Origin of the sequence: Myroides gitamensis, from assembly GCF_029894455.1 — a bacterium.
Taxonomy (GTDB): domain Bacteria; phylum Bacteroidota; class Bacteroidia; order Flavobacteriales; family Flavobacteriaceae; genus Flavobacterium; species Flavobacterium odoratum.
In genome coordinates this window covers 1,524,233-1,545,941 of record NZ_JARYHN010000001.1, presented here as the reverse complement: position 1 = coordinate 1,545,941, position 21,709 = coordinate 1,524,233, and the positions used below count along the sequence as shown (strand labels likewise).

Here is a 21,709-nt window from a genome sequence, read left to right as displayed (position 1 = left end):
GACTGAAAAAGTGAAAATGCCTTATTTTATTGGAGGTGAACGCGTATTAGGTGGTATGGAATCGATTGTTAACTATTATAATTATAATAGTTTGTTATCATATAAGTTATTTTTGTAATACATATAAATGATAGAACTTTGCCTTATCAATAATTAAAATAATACCTATGAAAAATATATTTATTATTAATGGAGGGCAGACGTTTGCACATTCCGGAGGTTTATTCAATAATACCGTAACCAATTGGACAGCAGATACGCTTCGTGAATTAGGTCATGAAGTACGCATCACCAATATAAATAATCCTTATACGCCAGCAGAAGAAGCTGAAAATTACAAATGGGCGGATGTCATCATTTACCATACACCTATCTGGTGGTTCCAAGTGCCGAATGGGTTAAAAAAGTACATTGATGAAGTATTTACGGCAGGACATAACAACGGTATTTACGCCAATGATGGAAGAAGTAGAAAAAATCCAGACATCAACTATGGTACTGGGGGATTAATGCAGGGGAAACACTATATGGTGACGAGTTCATGGAATGCGCCTCAAACAGCCTTTACATTAGCAGGGGAGTTTTTTGATGAACATTCGGAAGACGAGGGGGTTTTGTTTGGCTTCCACAAAATGAATCAATTTATTGGTTTAACTAAGTTGGAAGGATTTCACTTTCACGATTTAGAAAAAAATTGCACAGCAGCGAGATTACAAGCGTATCATCAGGACTATGTTGCACACTTAAAAAAACAATTCACTAACTTTATAGGAGTATCATGAACATTAGTATAACTGCTATTATTAAAGCCAAACCTGAATATCGAGCGGAAGTTTTGGCTGTATTGCTTCAGATGGTCGAACAAAGTCGTCAAGAAGCGGCTTGTTTGCAATACGATTTACATCAAGACCAATCCGATGCGTGTACGTTTGTTTTTTATGAAATTTGGCGTGATCAACAAGGATTAGACCAGCACAATCAACAAGCTTACATCCAAGAATTTGGCGCCTTAATTGGAACTCAATTACAAGAACAACCACAATTATTTATCACAAAAAAAATATAATATCATGGAATACAGAAAATTAGGAAGTACAGATTTAGAATTATCCGCAATCACCTATGGTGCATTTGCAATTGGAGGAACGATGTGGGGCGGTAATGAACAAAAAGATTCTATAGCCTCCGTTAAAGCATCCATTGATCACGGGGTAACCACGTTAGATACAGCACCTTTCTATGGGTTTGGATTAAGTGAGGAAATGATTGGTCAAGCCATCAAAGGGTATGACCGAAGTAAAATTCAATTGCTTAGCAAATTTGGTTTAGTATGGGACGGAAGCAATAACGGCAAAGGAGAATTCTTCTTTGATGCTGGAGAAGGAGGAAAGCAAATTCCGATATATAAATATGCTTCTAAAGCCAATGTAATCAAAGAAGTAGAAGAGAGTTTAAAACGCTTGCAAACGGATTATATCGACTTGTTGCAAATTCACTGGCCAGATCAAACGACGCCTATTGCAGAAACCATGGAATCAATGGAACTGCTACTTCAACAAGGAAAAATACGCGCTGCAGGGGTGAGTAATTACAGCGTAGATCAAGTAAAAGAAGCCCGTCAAACGTTGAATATTGCGAGTAATCAAGTGGGATATAGCATGTTAAATAGAGGAATAGAACAAGATGTAGTTCCTTATGCCTTGGATCACAACTTGGGTATTATTGTTTATAGTCCAATGGAAAGAGGATTATTAACAGGAAAATACTTTAACGATGGAAAACTAAAAGACAATGACCACAGAAAGGGGTATTTTCAACAGTTTGATTTAGCGAAAGTAGAAGCGTTTCTACAAGCGATTACGCCATTGGCACAAGATAAAGGAGCTACACTTTCTCAGTTGGTATTGCGTTGGACCACTTTGCAACCCGCTATTTCAGTGGTATTAGCAGGTTCTCGTAATGCAGAACAAGCCATCGCCAATGCTCAAGCGATAAATATTAACTTGACAGATGCAGATTTGCAATTCATTCATACGGAATTAGCGAAAATCTAATCGCAGTAAAAGAGTGTAATACCAAACAAAAAGCGCGAATCACAGTTCGCGCTTTTTGTTTGCTTTATTGGGTATACGCAATACACGATATTGCTTGCTGCTTACATTCGAGCGAGATGTTCTTTTAGGTACTGACCGGTAACAGAAGTAGTATCTTGTATTAGATCCGTTACGGTACCTGTAAAGACAAGAGTCCCTCCATTTTTTCCAGCACCAGGACCGAGGTCAATAATCCAATCTGCTTGGGCAATAACATCTAAGTTGTGTTCAATCACAAGAACAGTATTCCCTTTGTCTACAAGCATATGGATGTAATCCAGGAGTCTTTGTGTATCATTTGGATGAAGTCCTGTGCTAGGTTCATCTAACACAATGATTTGATTGGTTTGTTTTAATTCTTTCGCTAATTTCAGGCGTTGTCTTTCCCCACCAGAAAAAGAATCCAGGCGTTGCCCAAGGGGTAAATAACCTAGTCCCAATTGAAGGAGAATAGAAAAGACGGATGTGTAACTAGGAGCGTCCTTAAAGAAAACAAGAGCTTCTTCAACGGTCATATTCATAAGGTCTACAATGGTCTTGTTGTGGTAGGTATAGTGTAAAACCGCGGGCTTAAATCCAGATCCTCCACAAACTTCACAAGGTTGTTCGATATCATCTAAAAAAGCCAAATCGATTTTCTCGGTGCCCAATCCTTTACAATTGTCACAAGCACCTTCACTATTGCGGCTGAAGTATTTATCCGAAACGGCATTGGCTTTTGCAAATCGCTTTCTTAGGTCATCTGATAAACCTAAAAAGGTCAGCATATTGGATCGCACATTCGCTGTAAATGGCGATTGATCAATAACGGTAACTGCGGGGTAATATTGAGGAAGCACCTGGTTGATGAGGGTACTCTTCCCTGAACCAGCGACTCCTGTAACAACTGTTAGTATATCTTGCGGTATTGCTACACTTATGTTTTTTAAATTGTGCAACGTAGTCGGACCAAGTGGTAAATACGCTGTGGCTTTTCTTGGTGTTGTATTGCTTGTAGGGGGCGTAGCAAAATAGCGTCCTGTTGCTCCTGTAGAGGTTGACAACGCATCAAAAGGTCCCGCATAGCAGATGGTTCCGCCAGCTTTACCGGATTTAGGCCCCATATCAATAACCCAATCCGCTATTTTAATTAAATCAGGATCGTGTTCTACTACTAGAACCGTATTGCCTTTATCGCGGATTTGCTTGATGATGTTTGCAATATTGTGTAAGTCTTTGGGATGTAATCCGATACTGGGTTCATCAAAAATATAAAGCAAATCAGTGAGGCTGTTGCCTAGATTTCGCACCATCTTAATTCGCTGACTTTCCCCACCTGATAGGGTTTCTGTTCGTCGATCCAGCGTTAAATACGGCAATCCAATAGCAAGTAAGTTTTGAAGCTTTTCTTTTAAATCGTCTAAAATAACTTCAAATGTATCAGATGGAAGCGATTGGATAAAATCCAGTAATTCGTCGATGGATAGGGCAGTAGCATCGGCAATATTCAATTGATTTATCGTACAAGATAAAATGGTTTCGTTTAATCGTTGTCCGTTACAACTCGGGCAGGTTACGGTAGTTGTTACAAGATGTAAATCTTTTTTGCGTCTGCTGTTTTCTTTGGAATTCTTCTTTAAAAACGTTTGTTCAATTCGAGGAATAAGTCCTTCGTATTGGACTGTTTTTCCCCATTCTTTACTGGGATTTAAGGGTTTGTGTGCTGGAGCATACAACAGCATCTCCCATTCTTCAGGCGTGTAATCGGCCAATTTCTTATCTGGATCAAAATAACCCGATAACGTATAACGGGTTAATCTCCATCCTCCAGGTTGAAACGTAGGAAATAAGATAGCTCCTTGATGCAAGGATTTACTTTTGTCTAGTAGGGCGTCGATATTAATTGTTTGCGTAAATCCCAGTCCTTCACAAGTAGTACACATCCCCAGCGGATTATTAAAAGAAAAAGCATTGGAATAACCAACAAAGGGCGTTCCCATTCGAGCATATAACAAACGAAGAGAAGCGTAAATATCTGTTGCTGTTCCTACGGTCGATCGGGCATTACCTCCAAGTTTCTTTTGGTTGATTAAAAGGGGCACATTTAAGTTTTCTATTTTATCCACATCGGGAATTCCCAAATGCTGTAATCGATTGCGCGTAAAACTGTCTTGTGTCTCATTGAATTGACGCTGAGCCTCGGCTCCAATCGTTTTAAATACCAAAGAAGATTTACCTGATCCAGAAACACCCGTAAAAACAGTGATTTTGTTTTTGGGTATCGTCAAGGATAGGTTCTTGAGGTTATTTTGTCTTGCGTTTGTGATTCGAATGTGTTTCATAGTATATAACCTAGTTAATACTTAACAAAGTTAATCATTGTTTTGGATAGAAAAACAAATGGTAGTCTCAAATTAATATTTAACTTTGTTAATTAGTAAGGAAGGAAACGAGGAATGAAAAGCAAAGAGAAAGCGTTTTACAATCTTTTCACGGAACTTCAATGTTCGGTGTTAGCCAATGCAAGTAAAAGTAGTGTAAATGGTATTACAGCTACGCATTATACTATTCTGGAGTACTTGTATCACAATGATGCTAGTACGGGTAAACAAATTGCCCAGGATTTTCAAATCAGTGCACCTGCAATTTCTCGACAGATCAAGTTTTTATTGGAGCATGATTTTATTCAACAAACCCAATCTACAGCAGATCGTCGAACGTTTTATATGAGTCTGACAAAAAAAGGCAAAGACGTTGTTACACATTCCGAGAGTTTTAGAGCGAGTTTTACTCAAAAAGCACATGAAGTATTAACCAAAGAAGAAATAGAAGTGTTTCAAACACTTTTAGCCAAAATAGTACAATCAACAACATAAATGAAAACATTAATACAACCACAGCGCCTACAAAAAGGAGATACCGTAGCCACGATTTCCTTGTCTTGGGGTGGAGCAGGTGATTTACCTATCCGCTATCAAGCTGGTAAAAAACAAATCGAAGAACAATTTGGATTGAAGGTTGTTGAAACAGCACATGCGTTACAACCAGCGCAATGGATTTATGAGCATCCGGAAGCGAGAGCGAATGATTTAATGGAAGCGTTTAAAAATCCAGCAATTAAAGCTATTTTTTCTACTATTGGAGGAGAGGAAAGTATTCGTCTCTTGAAGTATATTGATTTTGATGTTATTCGCCAAAACCCGAAGATATTTCTGGGGTTTTCTGATACAACTGTCACGCACTTTATGTGTTTAAAAGCTGGATTAGGTTCTTTTTATGGAACTTCGGTTTTAGTTGGTTTTGCAGAAAATGGAGGTATGCATTCCTATCAAATCGAAGATATCAAACGCACCTTTTTTGATACAGCTCCGAGAGGAGAAATACAACCCAATACAGGGTGGACCACGGAGTTTTTAGATTGGTTTGATCCTTCTTTACAGCCTATAAAAAGAGCACTTACTCCGAGTGAAGGATGGGATTTCGCAAGGGGCAAAGGGAAGGTACAAGGGCCTCTGATTGGCGGTTGCATGGAAGTCCTGGAAATGATAAAAGGGACGGTATTATGGCCGGAATTGGAGGTATGGAAAGGGACTATTCTATTTTTGGAAACCTCAGAAGAAAAACCAGAACCGTTTTATATCAGACATTGGTTACGCGGGTATGCAGCCATGGGAATATTAGACGTAATAAACGGCTTGATTATTGGACGCCCGTATGATAATCTGCATGCGGCGGAATATAAACAAGCGATTTTACAAGTATTGGATGAAGAGGGATTGACGGATTTACCTGTAATTATGCAGATGGACTTCGGTCATACTTGCCCGACGTTTACCTTGCCGTATGGACGATTGGCTGAAATGGATATGGAAGCAAAACGCTTTGCTATTTTAGAGTCGGGCGTGCAGTAAGAAAAGGAAATTGAATAAATCTTTTTCCGCTTGTTGGATTGTTCTTTTGGGCAATTGAATCAAATAGAACTTAGATTTTTTGTATCTTAGTTCATCCATCTATTCGTTTATTTTCTTGATTAAAAAGAAAGTACAAGCAGAGAAATTTGAACTTTTGTTCTTGTATATAGAAAACCGATTAGTCCACTAATCGGTTTTTTCAATTAGACCGCAAAATAGTTGGTACGTGTATTCATTCAATTTAAAATCGCAATAAAATGAAAAAAGCATTGTTAATCGTCGATATTCAAAATGACTATTTTGAGCAAGGAGCATGGGAATTAGTAGGATCTACAGCAGCAAGCTTACAAGCACAGAAAGTACTCCACCATTTTAGAAAAGAGCATTTACCCATTATCCATATTCAACATTTTGCAGTTGGAGAGGGACTTCCATTCTTTAAGCCCAATACACCCGGTGTTGAAATACACGATAATGTGAAACCTTTAGCCTCGGAAAAGGTCATTGCAAAGCATTATCCAAATAGCTTTAAAGAGACGGAGTTGTTGGAATATTTACAAGAAAACGGAATTACATCTTTAGTGATTATGGGGATGATGACTCATATGTGTATTGATGCAACCACGCGCGCAGCAAAGGATTTTGGTTTTGACTGTACGGTTATTTCGGATGCTTGTGCATCAAGAGATCTGGAACTGCAAGGAAAAACAGTAAAGGCCTCGGATGTGCATACGGCTTTTCTATCTGCCTTGGGGTTTGCTTATGCAAATGTTCTACCTGCTGAGGTATATTTAACTTCCAATAATCAATAAATTAAAAAAAAGCATCTTTAGGTACAAGGATGCTTTTTTTTCTCTTCTTTTTTTTGGAGCTTTTTATAGGCAAATAGCCTGTGTCCATTAAATTCTGAAAACCTGTGTCTATATCTATTTTTTTGTTCGGCTTAGTTTTGTTGCAAATAAAAAAGTATGACAAAAATACAAGAGAATATGACACAAGGCTGGATTAATGGCTTAATCGGGGTAATCCTGTTTAGTGGCTCATTGCCAGCTACAAGGATTGCCGTTTTAGAACTAGATCTGGTGTTTTTAACGGTAGTTCGCGCTACGATTGCTGGTATTTTGGCCGTAGTAACCTTATTTATTTTTAAAGAAAAAAAACCAAGTAAAAGCCAAATAGGATCTTTGCTTATCGTTTCGTTAGGTGTGGTGGTTGGTTTTCCTTTGCTAACGGCTTTGGCTTTGCAATACATTACTTCTGCCCATTCTATTGTCTTTTTGGGAATCTTGCCTGTAGCGACTGCTGTATTTGGAATTATAAGAGGAGGGGAGCGTCCAAAACCTATTTTTTGGCTCTTTTCTATTCTTGGAAGCCACTTAGTTATTGGTTATGCGGTAGCTCAAGGTTTAACGGCTTCGCCAATTGGAGATCTATTGATGATTGCTGCCATTCTACTATGTGGATTAGGCTATGCAGAAGGCGCTAAATTATCTAAATCACTAGGTGGATGGCAAGTTATTTCTTGGGCTTTAGTACTTTCTTTGCCACTCATGTTGCTATTGTCTGTGGTGTATTGGCCTTCCACACTCGAAGGTATTAGTACTAGCGCTTGGGTGAGTCTAGCTTATGTATCTTTATTTAGCATGTTTATCGGTTTTATTTTTTGGTATAAAGGATTGGCACAAGGTGGAATTGCTACGATCGGTCAATTGCAATTGCTACAGCCTTTATTTGGGTTAGCCCTAGCAGGTTTACTCCTAAAAGAAGAAGTGAGTATCGGAATGATTATCGTAACCTTCTTTGTTATTCTTTGTGTAGCAGGAACCAAGAAATTTGCTAAATAACCTACACCTTCTTTTTTTGTTTACTACATAATTTTAAAACTATATACTATGTCTATTTTTGATAAAAGGGTGAGTTATAAACCTTTTGAATATCCTGGGGTTTATCAATTTACAGATGCTATTAATAAATCGTTTTGGGTACAAAGTGAAGTTGATTTTACAGCAGATACACAAGATTTTCATTCGCATTTGACCACAGATGAAAAATTAGCCATTAAAAATAGCTTGCTAGCTATTGCTCAAATTGAAGTGGCCATCAAAATTTTTTGGGGAAATCTGTATCTACATTTTCCAAAACCAGAGTTCAATGGCTTAGGCACAACGTTTGCGGAGTGCGAATTTAGACATTCTGAAGCGTATTCAAGATTATTGGACGTATTGGGATATAATGATGAATTTGATGCCCTTTTAGAAATTCCAGTAATTAAAGAACGCATTGAGTATTTGAGTAAAGTACTGGAAAATGCTAATCATACTGATCGTAAAAAGTATGTGGTTTCTTTGATTCTATTTTCATTATTAATAGAAAATGTATCCTTGTTTAGTCAATTTGCTATCATCTTATCTTTTACTCGTTTTAAAGGATTGATGAAAAACATCAGTAACATTATTGCTTGGACTTCAGTAGATGAACAAGTACATGCGAATGCAGGGATTTATATCATCAATATTGTGCGCAAAGAATTCCCCGATTTCTTTGACCAAGAATTAATTGATCATATACACGAAGTGGTTCATCATTCTATAGATATTGAAAGTAAAATATTAGATTGGATTTTCGATGCGAAAGTTATTGAAACCATTAAAAAAGAAGATTTATTAAACTTTATGAAGTTTAGAGTAGATGAAAGTATGCTTAAAATTGGTTTGGATAAAGTATATCATGTGACAGCAGAAGAATATGCCCCAATGAAGTGGTTTGAGGAAGAGGTATTTGCGAATACTTTAGATGATTTTTTTGCCAAACGCCCCGTGGATTATACCAAACACGACAAGAGTTTTACTTCAGAAGATTTGTTTTAGTAGCCTGCTCAAATGTAAAAAGAGTGTTGTTCATGCAACACTCTTTTTTTATTTTATTTTTTGCGACATGACACGTTGAGGTCCTTTGACACCTTGATAAACCTTTTGCGTATCTCGGTAGTGTGTTTTAAGATACAATTGATAGGCTTGTTCATTCTCAAAATTGACACCAAAAACAATTTCATCAATCGATGGATAATGGGTTTTCACAAAATCAGGTAATAATAGCATGGCTTGTTTGGCAATGCCCTTTCCTTGATATTGAGGATTAAGACTGAGTGCGCGTAGTAAAATAGCATGTTGATTTGAGGTATAAACCAAACGATCAGTTGAGGTATCCAACGAAAAGAAACCTACGGGTTTAGCATGATATAAAATGCAGTATTGTGTGCGTTCAACTTTAGCCAGAACCTCTGGGTTATTTAAGATTTGCTGTGGAACCATAGAAAATTGCGTTTGCTCTTCGTCTAAGCAATATGTAGTTAAATCATCATAATATTCGGATATATAGGGTTGTAACGTGACCATAAGTGCATGTATTTGTTTTTAAGTTTAGCGTAACTCAGTTTCTGTAGTACTTCCATAGCTTTTGTAAGCTAATTTTTAGGTACAAAAACAAGGTCATAAAAGTAAGCGGCAACTCCATTACAACTAATTCCTGCTTGACTTCATGCAATTGAAAAAGCAGTAATTAATCCCTCAGCTTCTAAAGTAATTGTACCTCTCGTTCTGGTATTGTATGCTGATAAATAGCAATTGATTCCGTTGCGAGATTAAAGGTAGTAAAACTAGGTTGAATAGGAAGGTATAATAACTGAAAATTGACACCAAAAACTTGTATTTTTTCAGTAGTCAGGATTGCTCCATTTCTTTCGTAAAAAGCAATTCTTTTTTGACGTATTTCTTTTTCTTCTGAATCCGTTGCTTCTTCTGGAATTTCACATTCTAGAATTATTACTTTTGCTGACAATAAGGAAATCAATTTTTGAATGAATAAAGATCCAATGCCCTTACCTCGTCCAGCTTCTTGGGTTACGGCAAAATAATCCAACAATACAACATCTTTATTTTGCCAGCAAAAAGAAGCATAGGCTTTAATTTGTTGATTTTCAACTAGCGCATAAGCAGCATATTGATTATTTTTAAAGGCGACCTCTAGAAGCGATAGCGGTTTAACTTCTGCTGGAGGAAAATCCGCTAGTAGATGTTGTTTATAAATGACTTGAAACGCATGAAAATCGAGTGTAATACAATTCATCTATTTAGTAGTTATATGTTTAAAGACTTCAAATTCTTGCATAACGGAAATTAGGGCTTTTACACTTTCTAAATCTAATGCATTATAAAGCGAGGCTCTGAACCCACCATAATTTGCATATTGTTTAATTCCAATCACCTGACGTTGAGCAGCGAAATCTAGAAATTCTTGCTCATGTTCGGGGTGATTCGCCAAGAAGGTTACATTCATTTTACTGCGTTGACTGATATTGCATACTCTACCTGTAAAAAGACTGTTTCGCTCTATCTCTTGATAAAGCAAATCACTCTTAATCTGATTTAATTTTTCTATTTCTTCAACACCACCTTGCGATTCCAGCCATTGTAAATTGAGAAGAGTAGAATAGATAGCAAAAACAGGAGGCGTATTGTAAAGCGATTTATGTGTTGCTAACACGTTGTAATTAAATACATTTGGAATATGAGGATTGACACATGCTAATAAGTCTTCTTTGATGACAACAATGGAAACCCCTGCTGCACCAGCATTTTTCTGTACACTTGCGTATACCATATCAAAGGAAGAGATCTCTATTTTTGCACTTAATATATCAGAAGAGCGATCACAAATTAGAGGAACATTAGTTTTAGGAACCTCGTATAAAGCAGTTCCATAGATGGTATTGTTTGACGTATAATGAAAATAAGCACTAGCATCAGGAATGATATAATCTACAGGAATTGCAGTATAGTCTTGCATTTTACCCGTTGCTACAACCTGTACGTTTCCATAGTTTTTGGCTTCATTAATTGCATGAGAGGCCCAAACGCCACTATCTAAGTAGGCAGCTTCGGTCTTATTCGTTAAAAAATTCATCGGTATTTGAGCAAAGTGCTGACTGGCACCACCAGCTAAAAATAAAACAGCGTAGTTGGAAGGAATAGAGAGCAACCTGCGTAAACGTTCTTCCGTTTCTTCTAAAATGGCTGCAAAAGTTGGAGATCGATGGGAAATTTCAAGTAAAGAAAGCCCCGTACCTTGATAGTTTTTAATAGCATCAGCTGCTTGGTTGTATACAAAATCAGGTAAAACTGCGGGACCACCGCTAAAATTGTGAATTTTCATTTTACTATAAGTATTAGATGATACAAGGATAAAACAGAAAATAAAATAAGTACAGTCACAGTTTTAGTTTTAAATTGGACACAGATTGGGAGTGCATATCCTCCTTGTAATACCATTGATTTTATTCTAGATTAGACATGAAAAAGGATTTTTTATACAATGAATTAGCAGATAATATCGCCAATAAGATAAAAAAGGGAGTACTAAAAACTGGAGAACGCCTTCCTTCTGTACGGATGTTGAGTGAAGAACACGGTGTGAGTATAAATACAGCAAAAAGGGTTTTTCTAGAATTGGAAGCACAGTCATTAATCGAATCAAAACCTAAAAAAGGATACTATGTAAGTGCTTTAAATTATTTAAAACTACCCTTACCAGAAATCAGTCAACCCATGCCGATAGCTAATAATGCGGCTCCTAGTGAGTTAATGAATGGGGTGTATTCTACTATGGGAAACCGCGATTTAACGCTGTTTTCTATTGGTGTACCGTCTGGAGATCTTCTGCCTTTGGCAAAATTAAAGCATGAAATTGTTTTAGCAACTCGAGCGCTAGAAGAAGGAGGTACAGAATATGAACCTTTGCAGGGCAATGAAAAATTGCGCAGAATGGTGGCTGCTCGTTCTTTAGCTTGGGGCGGTAATCTAGTGGAAGATGATATTATTACGACAAACGGTTGTATGAATGCCTTGGTTCTATGTTTAATGGCTCTTACAAAACCTGGCGATACTATCGCTTTAGAAAGTCCATGTTATCCTGGTATTCTTCAGCTAGCTGTTAGTTTGGGGTTAAAGGCCTTAGAAGTGGCAACTCATCCGATAACAGGCATTGATATTGAAGGGTTAAAACAATTGCTCCCTCAAATTGATGTTTGTCTGTTAGTTCCCAATTTTAATACGCCTTTAGGGTATTGTATGCCAGATGAAAACAAACAAGAAATTGTTGCGCTATTAGCTCAAAACAATATACCCTTAATTGAAGATGATACGTATGGTGATTTGCATTTTGATTTAGAAAGACCTAAATCATGTAAATCATTCGATACAGAAGGAAATGTACTGTGGTGTGGTTCAGTATCAAAGACCTTGGCTCCAGGCTTTCGAGTGGGATGGGTTGCACCAGGTAAATACAAAGATAAAATCTTAAAATTAAAACTTGTTCAGTCGGTATCTTCTACAGCTTTAATCAATGAGGCAGTAGGGAATTTTCTATTAACGGGTAAATATGAATACCATCTTCGTCAGTTAAGAAGGAAACTACAGGAAAATTACCAAAGATATGTAGATTGTATTGTGCAATATTTTCCAGAAGGAACGAAAGTAAGTCGACCACAAGGAGGCCTCGCGTTATGGGTAGAGTTTCCAAAAGATATTAATACAAATGAGTTGTATAATCTGGCGATAAAAAAGAAAATCAGTATTTCTCCTGGTTGAATTTTTACGCTTCAGGATCAATATCACAATTGCATGCGCTTGTGTATTGGTTTGCCTTGGACCAATCAGTTGGAAGCAAAGTTAAAAGAATTGGGACGTTTAGCTAAAATGATGTAAAAACTTCAGGTGTAGCAATCTTACAAAACTGCAATTTGGTGTAGTTTACATGCTGTTTGTCCTATTTGGATAATGAAGAAGCCTTTTATATTTGTAATAGGCAAGGATAGTGAAGATTGTTCTAGCAATGCTAATAGAAAATGCAATTGAAGTAATCGTTTTCTATTCCTAGAAATAAATCTCAGGCTTACAATACAGAAAAATTTAACCAAGCGAATGCAGGTACTCATTTTATCGATGAGTATTTAATTAAATAAATTTATACTTGTGATGCGAAAAAGACTTAGTTTACTAAGTCTTTTTTAATTCAATATACTATTATTATGATTCAAAGTACCTTTACATCTAACGGAGGGGAGGTCGTTTTAGGCCTCCACCAAGCAGAACTATATTACGAAGTTATTGGTAAAAAAGGCGCTCCTTGTATTGTCCTTTTGCCAGGAGGCCTTGCAACAGTTAGTGACTTTAATACTTTTACGCCCTATTTGTCGCTGCATTATCAATTGATTGGTATTGATTTTAGAGGACAAGGACGTTCTTCCTTGGGAACTATAGATCGTCTTACGTATCCCTTATTAATGGACGATGTGGAACGTATCTTAGTCAAACTCGGAATTGAGCATGCGGGTTTTATTGGTTTTAGCGATGGGGGGACTGTGGGATATCATCTAGGAAATAGCCAAAAAATTAAAATGGATTGGTTAATCAGTATTGGAGGAACCTGGTGTTATCAAGATACACAAGGTACAGATCATTTAACCCCAGCTCAATGTCAGGCTCTTTTTCCTGCGTTCTACAACCTGTATCAAGACGTGAATCCAGATCAGAATTTTACGCTTGTTGCTCAATTAGTTGTGGCGATGTGGCGTGATGGAAGTAATGAAAATCTCCCTCTTGATCTTGCTAAACAACTAAAATGTCCTGTTTTAATTGTGTGTGGTGAAAAAGACACTGCTTTACTTCCGGAAAGTGCGTTGAAATTAGCACAACAGATAACTAATTCAAGTCTTTTTATTGTTCCATTTATTGGGCATGATGCGTTTAATGTTCCAAATAATCTCTTTGTAGAAGGAATGCTTCATTTTTTAACTCGTGTTAGATCTACGTAATGAGTGCCGTGAATAGTAGCCTAAAATCTCCAAGATGTAGGAGGGAGAATTAGGGGGATAATCTTATATTAGAATGATTAAAAGCATAAAGTAAAATACCAATGAAACATATTGTCATTATTAAGGGGAGTGCAGGTCATACGTCTGCCAATCATGTATTTGCAACCTATATAAAAGAGAAAATAGCAACTCGTTTTAAGGTTACTTTTTATGATGAACTTACACAGTTGCCTCATTTTGTACCTGAATTATCGAGTGAACATACACCCAAAGCCATCCTGGAATTTAGAACGTTAATTCAGGAGGCGGATGGAATTCTAATTTTAACTCCCGAGTATATTTTTAGTATTCCCAGCGGATTGAAAAACGCATTTGAATGGTGTGTTTCAACTACTGTTTTTACCAATAAACCGATAGGTTTAATTACAGCTGCAGCAAATGGCGTAAAAGGACATGAAGAATTGGAGTTAATTACGCGAACGCTTGATGCTAAATTTACGACAGAGACGAGTTTGCTTATTGTTGGAGCAAAGGGAAAAATAAATAAAGAAACGGGTGAAATTGAAGAAAGTACCAAACAGATATTGGATCAATTTATCCGTAACGTTATTACTTATATCGATAGAAAAGAGGATGAGATAGTAAGCTAATCTAAACTTCCATCAAAAGCGGGTATTGTCACTGTAATTTGATGTACCACTCTACATTACCCTAACCGTTTAATTAAATTAGAGAAGTTATGAAAGTAAAGCATTTAGATCATTTTGTTATGACTGTTTTGGATATAGATAGAACCGTAGCGTTTTATACTGAGATCATGGGTATGGAACTAATCGTTTTTGGAGAAAACAGAAAAGCACTGAAATTTGGGAACCAGAAGATAAACTTACATCAAAAAGGGAAAGAATTTGAGCCTAAAGCACTTTATCCAACAGTAGCAGCTTTGGATTTGTGTTTTATTGTAGCAGATAAAATGGAAGATATAGCAGCAGAATTAGAACTAAAAAAGATTGAAATTATCGAAGGAATTGTCGAGAGAACAGGAGCTTTGGGTAAAATTCAATCTATTTATTTTCGAGATCCCGATGGAAATCTAATTGAACTAAGTACTTATAAAAAAGGAGAGAATGATTCCATTCATCTTTGAAAAGAGAACGCAAAGTAAAAAACCTTGAAAATATACGAGTATGTATTGATTATTTCAAGGCTTTTAAAATGATAGTTATACGACTAAAACAAAAGTAAAAGTAAAAGAATACTTTCGTTTGCACTAAGGACAAACCGTAGGGAAATAGGTGGTTAATCACATTATTGCTATACAATCCATATTTTATTTCGTTTGTACGAAAGTAGCTTTCCAGATACTTACCTTGCGTGGAGCGGCTTCAAAAGGTTTAATTTGTTCCTCACGATAAGTAAGCCTGTTCTAGGGGTGCTCTTCGTGTTTATTGAAGGCACGGAGCAATACAGCTATTGGTTTTCTGTTCTATTTTTTGGCGGATATAGATCATCACCATAGCCAAAAAACCAAAGAGTACGGTGAGCCAAATTGTATGTTCAACACCAAAATAAGCGATGACTAAACCACCACAAGTTGTTCCCATCGCCACGCCTAAATTTCCAAAAGAAGTGGCTAGGCTATTGACAAATTCTAGTGAATCTGGGGCAGTTGAAATCATATAGGTGGAGGCATTTAAAAAGCTTGGTGAATAAGCAAAGGCCCAAAGGATTAAAACGAATACCGTTAGCCAAAAGTTGGTATCGGAAAAATATAAGAGAAAAGGAACAATAAGTGTGCCTGTTAAAAATAGCAATGTCGTTTTTGTCACGCTTCTACTCAAGAGTTTACCTGCAATAAAATTGGAAAACAACCCCACTAATCCGAATAAGAGAAGCATATAACTAACCATCGTATCATCCATATTCTTGGCCTGATTGAGGTAAGCCGTAAAATAGCTATACGTGGAAAACCACGCCGAAATCATAAAGAAATTCATGAGAGCACTTAGGATGAAGGTCGGTTTTTTGAGTATACTAATCTGACTGCCTCTTGTTTGCTTTGTTTGTACGGGTAATGAAGGCATGCCAAATACAATCAGAAGTAATGCAATAATACTGACTATGGCTTGAATCATAAAAGAGTAGGTCCAGGTAAAGATACTAGCCATATAGGTAGCTAGGGGAATGGTCGTAATCATGGCTAAGGTGATACCGCTAAATACAATACTCATTAATTTATTGTAATCTTCTTTTTGGGCTTGCGAAATCGAAACGGATAAAGCCGTTGCAATAAATACAGGTTGTAAAAAAGCAGGTAATAACCGCACAACAAGAAGCAACCAAAAAGGAGGAGCAAAGGCAGAGACCACAGCTGTAAGCAAAAAGATAAAGATTGACGTTAACATGAGCGTCTTTTTATTAAAACCAGCGGTAAATAAAGTTAGTACAGGCCCTGCTAAAGCAATAATTAAAGCAAATCCACTAAGTAGAACACCTGCTTGATCAATGGTAATAGCATAATGTGTGGCAATTTGTGGTAGGATTCCGACAATCCCAAATTCGGTTGTTATAATAGCTAGAAGCCCAATGGCTCCGATGATGGCGTATTTTTTCATTTTGTTTATATAAAAGTTGGGAGCAAAACTACTTTGAAAGCTCTATTTTTGCACGCTGTGCATTTAAATGTATGGTACGAACAATTTTGTATGTTATGGGAAAAAGAAAGGAAAATTCAACCAATAGTTTGAATCAAAAATATATAATAGAATGTGATTTAGCGTATTCCATCCATTTACTCGAAGGACGTTGGAAATTAATCATCTTGTGTAGTTTGGAGAAGGGAACAATGCGTTATAGTGAATTGCGAGATAAAATAGGAGAGATCACAGAGCGAATGCTGACGCTAAAGCTAAGAGAACTTGAACAAGATGGATTAATTATTAGAACCGTATATCCTGAAGTTCCACCTCGAGTAGATTATGAATTATCGGATGTTTCGAAAGATTTAATTCCGATTTGGAGATCATTGGAAACATGGGGAGCTAAGCATAAAGAATTAAAGGACAAGGGTTAATCAAGTAGAATAGGTGCTACACACAATACTTGTAAGGTATAGATAGACGAAGATAAACGCAGACACACAAGTCGTTAAAAGCAAAAATGAGCTCAGTAAGATACTGAGCTCATTGTATTAAAACATAGCATGTGTTCTTTTAACTTGTTCATGCTGATGTAATTATAGTTATACTGCTATCCCTGTTTTACAAGTAAATAGCTGGTTTGATATAAAGGAATTAATCCAAGGGTTTATTTGTACTTATCGCTATTCTATTCCAAGCGTTAATTGTAATGATAGCCATAATGATCAATCCAATATATTCTTCATTAAACACTTTAGTTGCCATTTCATAGGTTTGATCTGATAATCCCGCATGACTAATTAAAGTTATTTCTTCTGTCATAGCTAAGATAACACGTTCCTCTTCTGTAAAAAGTTCCGTCTCTCTCCAAGCATTTAGCAGAAAAATTCGCTGCATACTTTCTCCTTGGCTAATTGCATCTCGAGTATGCAAATTTAAGCAGTAAGCACAACCATTTACTTGGGATGCTCTTATCTTTATTAGCTCAATATGTGCTTTATTTAGCCCAGAATTCTGAACAAAACTATCCAATGCAATAACTCTTTTATAAGCACTCGATACGACAGTAGATAAATCAATACGTTTTTTCATTTTGTTTTTTTTTATGTAAGGAAATTTACGAAAATAATCTGACAGTCAATTACTTTAAGAAGGAATGTAAGTGAACTGCTGAGAATCTAAAATCATTTTTAAAGTATAATTTTTGAGCCGTATGATTTGTGAATTCAGTATCTAAAGTAACGGCATCTAGCTCCAGGGTTAGTGCTATTTCTTTTACATGAGAAAGAAGCTTTCCAGCCAGCCCTTTGGCTCTATATTGTTCTAAAGTACATAAATCATCAATGTAAATCATCTTTCCACTATGCAGTGTTGTCATGATGCGATAACCAATAAAAGAAACTACTTTTTCGTTATCGTAGATTCCTTTAATAGCGTACTTTTCAGTAGCGATCATTTCTTGAATGGTACTTAGCCAAGATTCTTTTTTTAAATGAGGCCTTAATACTAAAGCAACTTCTAGGCATTTCTCAACTTCTAGGTTTGATTCAATAGATTTGATTTCAACTGTATGTTCCATATTTCTTATTTTTAAGCAAAATTAAGTCAGTGGATTAGGAATTATCTATCCCAGTTTATCAATACTATACAGCCCAGAAAAAATATTAAGGCATAATTTTCTTCAAAATCGCAATAGCCGTTATCATCTCTTTTTCATCAAGGGAAGCGAATCCCATGCGAATTCCGTTGGTCGTAAAATGTTCATTTTTATAGAATAGTCCATTGTCCATATATAACCCATGCTGTAGTGCTTGCTCTGAAAGTTGAACCAAATCAATAGCTGGATTAAAGATAGCCCATACTGCTAATCCACCTTCTGGGATTTTGAACGTTATTTCGTTGGAGAAATTTTGAGCTAATAGTTCACAAAATGTATCTCGACGTTGTTTGTAGATCTTAAGGGCTTTTCTGTAATAACGATTCATTTCACCTTGTTCAAATAATAAAGCAAAAGCCTCTTCCAATGCGGTGTCTCCTTGTCTGTCTATCAGTTCTCTTAGTGCTGTAGCCGCATGAATAAAGTTAGATGGCCCAGTCATAAAACCAATACGCAACGCAGGAGCAAATGTCTTCGTAACAGAGCCTAGATAAATGACGTTCTGATTGTGATCAATACTTGCAAGGGGTAAAAAAGGTTTGTTTGTATAATGGAAATCAAAGTCGTAGTCATCTTCTATAATAGCAAATCGATATGTTTTGGCCAGTTTTAAAAACTTTAGCCTACGTTCCATACTCAGTGTAACAGTTGTTGGACTGTGATGATGAGGTATAATGTAGAGTGCTTTTATCTTGGTCTTTTTTAGTTGTTGTTCTAGTATATCTGCATCCATACCATATTGATCCACAGGAATTCGCAAGAGTTTTGCTCCTCTTTGTCTGAAAATTTCATCTGCAGTAGTGTAATTTGAAACACCAACCGCTATCATATCTCCAGGTTCAAGAAGTAACTGAGCAGCTAGATAAATTCCCATTTGGCTGCCTTTAGTAATGAGTAAATCATCTACTGGAGCATTTAAACCGCGCGTTGTGGATAGTGAATGAGCGATAGCCTGTCTTAAATTGATTGATCCTTTAGCATCTCCATACTTTAAAAAACTACGCCCATAAAACTTTCTTGAAATACTTCTATACTCTCTCATTAACTCGTCTATAGGAGCTAATCTGACATCGGGAAAACCATCATCTAGAGCCAAGTTCGCTTTTTGAAAGTTCTTGCTAAGTGCACGTTGACTCAGTGACTTATTCCAATAGAAAGGTTCTTCTTTATCCGTTTTACTGATTTCATTTTCTTCTTTTTCTTGTTTTAAAATCGGTAAACTCGATAAAACGTAGACTCCTTTTCGTGGTATAGATTCTGTCCAACCTTGACTGATAAGCTCTTCGTAAGCAAGTTTAATCGTATTTCTGTTTACTCCAATTAATTCTGCTAAATGACGTGTACTTGGAAGAGGTTCTGCTGGTTGCAAAGTGGCATTTGTAATCAAAGAAATAAAAGCATTACATATTTGAATGTAAAGCGGAATAGCAGCATTTCGGTCTACTTGAATTAGCGTTTTATAGGGTAACATCTGGGCTGTATGTTTTATATTAATTGGTATGTAAATATACCCCAATAAGCCCTTATTTTTGCTAAAAATAAAATAATTATGTATTCAGAGCCTCATAAACAAACACGTGTATTAGTTTTAAATGCTAGCGCCAGAACAACACGTTCACAAAGTAGAAAACTGGCAGAAACCTTTGTTAATCATTGGGAAATTTTATGCTTCGATTCTCCCATAGCGTATAGAGAATTGGGCATAGAATCTGTACCTCATATCAATGAAGCTTGGATTAGCGCCGCGTTTAAACCTAAAGAACAACGAACGGAAGAAGAGGTAAACGCATTAGCAATAAGCGATATGTATATTGAAGAATTAAAACAAGCGGATGTTATCGTATTAGCTACCCCAATGTATAATTGGTCTATTCCGAGTAGTTTGAAAGCTTATATAGATCAAGTAGTACGCGTGAATGAAACGTGGAAATTAAATACTGAAAATAGACAAGATCCCTATATTGGTTTACTGGAAGGGAAGCAAGTTTTATTGCTGTTGACAAGAGGTTCTCAAGGATATGAATTGGGTGGGTATAATGAAAATATTGACTTTCAAACCAATTATTTAAAACGCGTTTTTAATGTAATTGGAATTCAGGATATTACAGTTGTAACAATTGATGGAGAAGCAAATGATCCTGTTGTGTATAATACTAATGTGGAAATGGCTCATCAAAGGGTTGTGGAGTTCATCGAAACCAAGTTTCTTTTTAACTCGTAGTAGGGAGTAAGACTTGAATGCATCAATAAAGTATAGGACGAATTGCAGTTTGACATGCTTCACATGTAAAACTGCAATTTGTGGTCTTTTATCAGCAATTTATCAATCAATTCAATAAAGGTCTTGCGTTAGTTTTGTGCTACTAAATCGACAGAAGAAAATGCTGGTTATTTCTTTCTTCTGTTTTATATATCAATTTAAATGTATTTAAAAATGAGTCAAGTAAAAAGAATGTTATTCTTGTTTACAGGGATTTCTATGCTCTCCTGTCAAGATATTCCTCAAGGGGTTTCAAAGGAAGAGTTAACGGATTATCCCACTATGCTTATCATAGAAGAACAAACTACAGTATATGAAGATTATCCCGTAGTACTAGAAGGTAAAAAAGAGGTGGAAATAAGACCAAAAATAGAGGGCTTTATTGCTTCTATCTTAGTTGATGAAGGGCAAGAGGTTAAGAAAGGTCAAGTGTTATTTCGTTTGTATGCTCCCCAATATCAAGAGGAAAATACTTCGGCACGTGCTAATTTAACTCGTGCTGAGGCAGAATTAAAAGAGGCGAAGATGAAAGTAGCTAAAGCCCAACCTTTAGTGGAGCAAAATATAATTAGCGCTTATGAATTAGAATCAACACAATATAATTTAAAAAGCAAAGAAGCTCAGTTAGTTGAGGCTCAGGCTAATTTAAGTAATACAAAAGCGAATGTGGGTTATACTCAAATTGTAGCGCCATTTGATGGGGTAATTGGGTTAATTCCTTACAAAGAAGGAGCATTAGTACATAGTAATGCCCTAGAGCCTTTAACAATTATATCGGATATTTCTGATATTCATACTTATTTGGCGATGAATGAAAAGAAGTTTTTTGATTTTATGAAGCAAGAGGCTAATATAACTATAAAAGAACGCCTTGCTCAGGTACCAGAAGTAGGATTAATACTTGCCAATGGACAAGAATATAGTAAGAAAGGAAGGATAAACACCGTAAGTGGGCAATTAGATCCTCTAACAGGTAGTATCAATTTTAGAGCTGTTTTTGATAATGATGCAGGAATGTTAAGAAGTGGAAATAGCGCTAGGGTAAGAGTCTACGAACAGCTAGATCATGCTATTTTGATTCCTCAAAAATCAACTTATGATTTACAAGGAAAACGCTTTGTCTATGTGGTTGGAAAAGAGGGTATCGTTAAAAGTAAGGAGATTCAAATTAGTGATCAGGAGCCGTCTAGTCAATCCTATATTGTAACCAAAGGGCTTCAAAAGGGAGATCGAATTGTTAGCGGGGATATTGCAAACCTGAAGGATGGGGTACAAATAAAATTATAAGGAGGAGGTTGGT

The 21,709-nt window shown here is 36.4% G+C and carries 22 protein-coding genes and 1 pseudogene; 15 read left to right on the top strand and 8 right to left on the bottom strand.

Translation table 11 applies throughout. From position 1 onward, the window contains the following. The first annotated feature begins 167 nt into the window (after positions 1-167). The 3 genes from M2306_RS06725 to M2306_RS06715 are packed head-to-tail and all read left to right on the top strand — an operon-like array spanning position 168 to position 2,054. A complete protein-coding gene (locus M2306_RS06725) occupies positions 168-782 on the top strand; it encodes an NAD(P)H-dependent oxidoreductase (protein WP_259190046.1) in 615 nt (204 codons plus the stop codon). After that, positions 779-1,066: a putative quinol monooxygenase gene (locus M2306_RS06720; protein WP_115090173.1), complete on the top strand. Its 288-nt coding sequence runs from the start codon at positions 779-781 to the stop codon at positions 1,064-1,066. Before M2306_RS06725 ends, M2306_RS06720 begins: the two co-directional genes overlap by 4 nt. 4 nt (positions 1,067-1,070) lie before the next feature. Continuing rightward, positions 1,071-2,054, top strand: coding sequence for an aldo/keto reductase (locus M2306_RS06715; protein ID WP_259190047.1), 984 nt, complete (start codon positions 1,071-1,073; stop codon positions 2,052-2,054). Positions 2,055-2,155: 101 nt separating this feature from the next. Here M2306_RS06715 and M2306_RS06710 read toward each other — a convergent pair whose 3' ends face one another. Next, the gene (locus M2306_RS06710) at positions 2,156-4,414 is read right to left on the bottom strand and encodes an ATP-binding cassette domain-containing protein (protein WP_259190048.1); all 2,259 of its coding nucleotides are present in this window, start codon (positions 4,412-4,414) and stop codon (positions 2,156-2,158) included. A gap of 114 nt (positions 4,415-4,528) precedes the next feature. Here M2306_RS06710 and M2306_RS06705 point away from each other — a divergent pair, with 114 nt between their 5' ends. The 5 genes from M2306_RS06705 (at position 4,529) to M2306_RS06685 (ending at position 8,850) form a co-directional block, all read left to right on the top strand. After that, positions 4,529-4,948, top strand: coding sequence for a MarR family winged helix-turn-helix transcriptional regulator (locus tag M2306_RS06705; RefSeq protein WP_259190049.1), 420 nt, complete (start codon positions 4,529-4,531; stop codon positions 4,946-4,948). Beyond that, positions 4,949-5,983 carry a S66 family peptidase gene (locus M2306_RS06700; protein ID WP_259190050.1) on the top strand — a complete coding sequence of 345 codons (1,035 nt, stop codon included), beginning with the start codon at positions 4,949-4,951 and terminating at the stop codon, positions 5,981-5,983. It begins immediately after the preceding gene. Between the two features lie 257 nt (positions 5,984-6,240). Next, positions 6,241-6,795 (top strand): cysteine hydrolase family protein, encoded by a 555-nt coding sequence (locus tag M2306_RS06695; protein WP_259190055.1) that lies wholly within the window; start codon positions 6,241-6,243, stop codon positions 6,793-6,795. A 156-nt stretch (positions 6,796-6,951) separates the two neighbouring features. Next, positions 6,952-7,827 carry a DMT family transporter gene (locus M2306_RS06690; RefSeq protein WP_259190056.1) on the top strand — a complete coding sequence of 292 codons (876 nt, stop codon included), beginning with the start codon at positions 6,952-6,954 and terminating at the stop codon, positions 7,825-7,827. A 48-nt stretch (positions 7,828-7,875) separates the two neighbouring features. Then, positions 7,876-8,850 (top strand): ribonucleotide-diphosphate reductase subunit beta, encoded by a 975-nt coding sequence (locus tag M2306_RS06685; protein ID WP_259190057.1) that lies wholly within the window; start codon positions 7,876-7,878, stop codon positions 8,848-8,850. 48 nt (positions 8,851-8,898) lie between these two features. Here the strand turns inward: M2306_RS06685 and M2306_RS06680 are convergent, their stop codons facing one another. The 3 genes from M2306_RS06680 to serC form a co-directional block, all read right to left on the bottom strand. Further along, positions 8,899-9,378 (bottom strand): GNAT family N-acetyltransferase, encoded by a 480-nt coding sequence (locus tag M2306_RS06680; protein ID WP_259190058.1) that lies wholly within the window; start codon positions 9,376-9,378, stop codon positions 8,899-8,901. A 178-nt stretch (positions 9,379-9,556) separates the two neighbouring features. Then, the gene (locus M2306_RS06675; protein ID WP_259190059.1) at positions 9,557-10,108 is read right to left on the bottom strand and encodes a GNAT family N-acetyltransferase; all 552 of its coding nucleotides are present in this window, start codon (positions 10,106-10,108) and stop codon (positions 9,557-9,559) included. Then, on the bottom strand, positions 10,109-11,194 hold the full coding sequence (gene serC / locus M2306_RS06670; RefSeq protein WP_259190061.1) for a 3-phosphoserine/phosphohydroxythreonine transaminase: 1,086 nt from the start codon (positions 11,192-11,194) through the stop codon (positions 10,109-10,111). 137 nt (positions 11,195-11,331) lie between these two features. On the opposite strand from serC, the pseudogene M2306_RS06665 reads away from it, so the two are divergent. From M2306_RS06665 to M2306_RS06650, 4 genes and pseudogenes are all read left to right on the top strand, one after another. Then, a pseudogene (locus tag M2306_RS06665) lies at positions 11,332-12,744 on the top strand (aminotransferase-like domain-containing protein). 323 nt (positions 12,745-13,067) lie between these two features. After that, positions 13,068-13,853: an alpha/beta fold hydrolase gene (locus M2306_RS06660; RefSeq protein WP_259190063.1), complete on the top strand. Its 786-nt coding sequence runs from the start codon at positions 13,068-13,070 to the stop codon at positions 13,851-13,853. Positions 13,854-13,954: 101 nt separating this feature from the next. Further along, on the top strand, positions 13,955-14,503 hold the full coding sequence (locus tag M2306_RS06655; protein ID WP_259190071.1) for an NADPH-dependent FMN reductase: 549 nt from the start codon (positions 13,955-13,957) through the stop codon (positions 14,501-14,503). An 89-nt stretch (positions 14,504-14,592) separates the two neighbouring features. After that, positions 14,593-15,000, top strand: a complete 408-nt coding sequence (locus M2306_RS06650; RefSeq protein ID WP_259190073.1) for a VOC family protein — start codon at positions 14,593-14,595, stop codon at positions 14,998-15,000. A gap of 298 nt (positions 15,001-15,298) precedes the next feature. Here M2306_RS06650 and M2306_RS06645 read toward each other — a convergent pair whose 3' ends face one another. Next, positions 15,299-16,468, bottom strand: coding sequence for an MFS transporter (locus tag M2306_RS06645; protein ID WP_259190075.1), 1,170 nt, complete (start codon positions 16,466-16,468; stop codon positions 15,299-15,301). Between the two features lie 71 nt (positions 16,469-16,539). Here M2306_RS06645 and M2306_RS06640 point away from each other — a divergent pair, with 71 nt between their 5' ends. Further along, on the top strand, positions 16,540-16,926 hold the full coding sequence (locus M2306_RS06640) for a winged helix-turn-helix transcriptional regulator (protein WP_259190087.1): 387 nt from the start codon (positions 16,540-16,542) through the stop codon (positions 16,924-16,926). 220 nt (positions 16,927-17,146) lie between these two features. On the opposite strand, the gene M2306_RS06635 is transcribed toward M2306_RS06640, so the two are convergent. From M2306_RS06635 to pdxR, 3 genes are all read right to left on the bottom strand, one after another. After that, entirely contained in the window at positions 17,147-17,584 is a 438-nt protein-coding gene (locus M2306_RS06635; RefSeq protein ID WP_259190089.1) for a carboxymuconolactone decarboxylase family protein, read from the bottom strand. A 49-nt stretch (positions 17,585-17,633) separates the two neighbouring features. Further along, the gene (locus M2306_RS06630) at positions 17,634-18,071 is read right to left on the bottom strand and encodes a GNAT family N-acetyltransferase (RefSeq protein ID WP_259190097.1); all 438 of its coding nucleotides are present in this window, start codon (positions 18,069-18,071) and stop codon (positions 17,634-17,636) included. Positions 18,072-18,156: 85 nt separating this feature from the next. Next, positions 18,157-19,620, bottom strand: a complete 1,464-nt coding sequence (gene pdxR / locus M2306_RS06625; RefSeq protein WP_259190101.1) for a MocR-like pyridoxine biosynthesis transcription factor PdxR — start codon at positions 19,618-19,620, stop codon at positions 18,157-18,159. Between the two features lie 78 nt (positions 19,621-19,698). On the opposite strand from pdxR, the gene M2306_RS06620 reads away from it, so the two are divergent. Further along, positions 19,699-20,370, top strand: coding sequence for an FMN-dependent NADH-azoreductase (locus M2306_RS06620; RefSeq protein WP_259190111.1), 672 nt, complete (start codon positions 19,699-19,701; stop codon positions 20,368-20,370). A 213-nt stretch (positions 20,371-20,583) separates the two neighbouring features. Then, a complete protein-coding gene (locus M2306_RS06615; RefSeq protein ID WP_259190120.1) occupies positions 20,584-21,696 on the top strand; it encodes an efflux RND transporter periplasmic adaptor subunit in 1,113 nt (370 codons plus the stop codon). Positions 21,697-21,709: the final 13 nt, after the last annotated feature.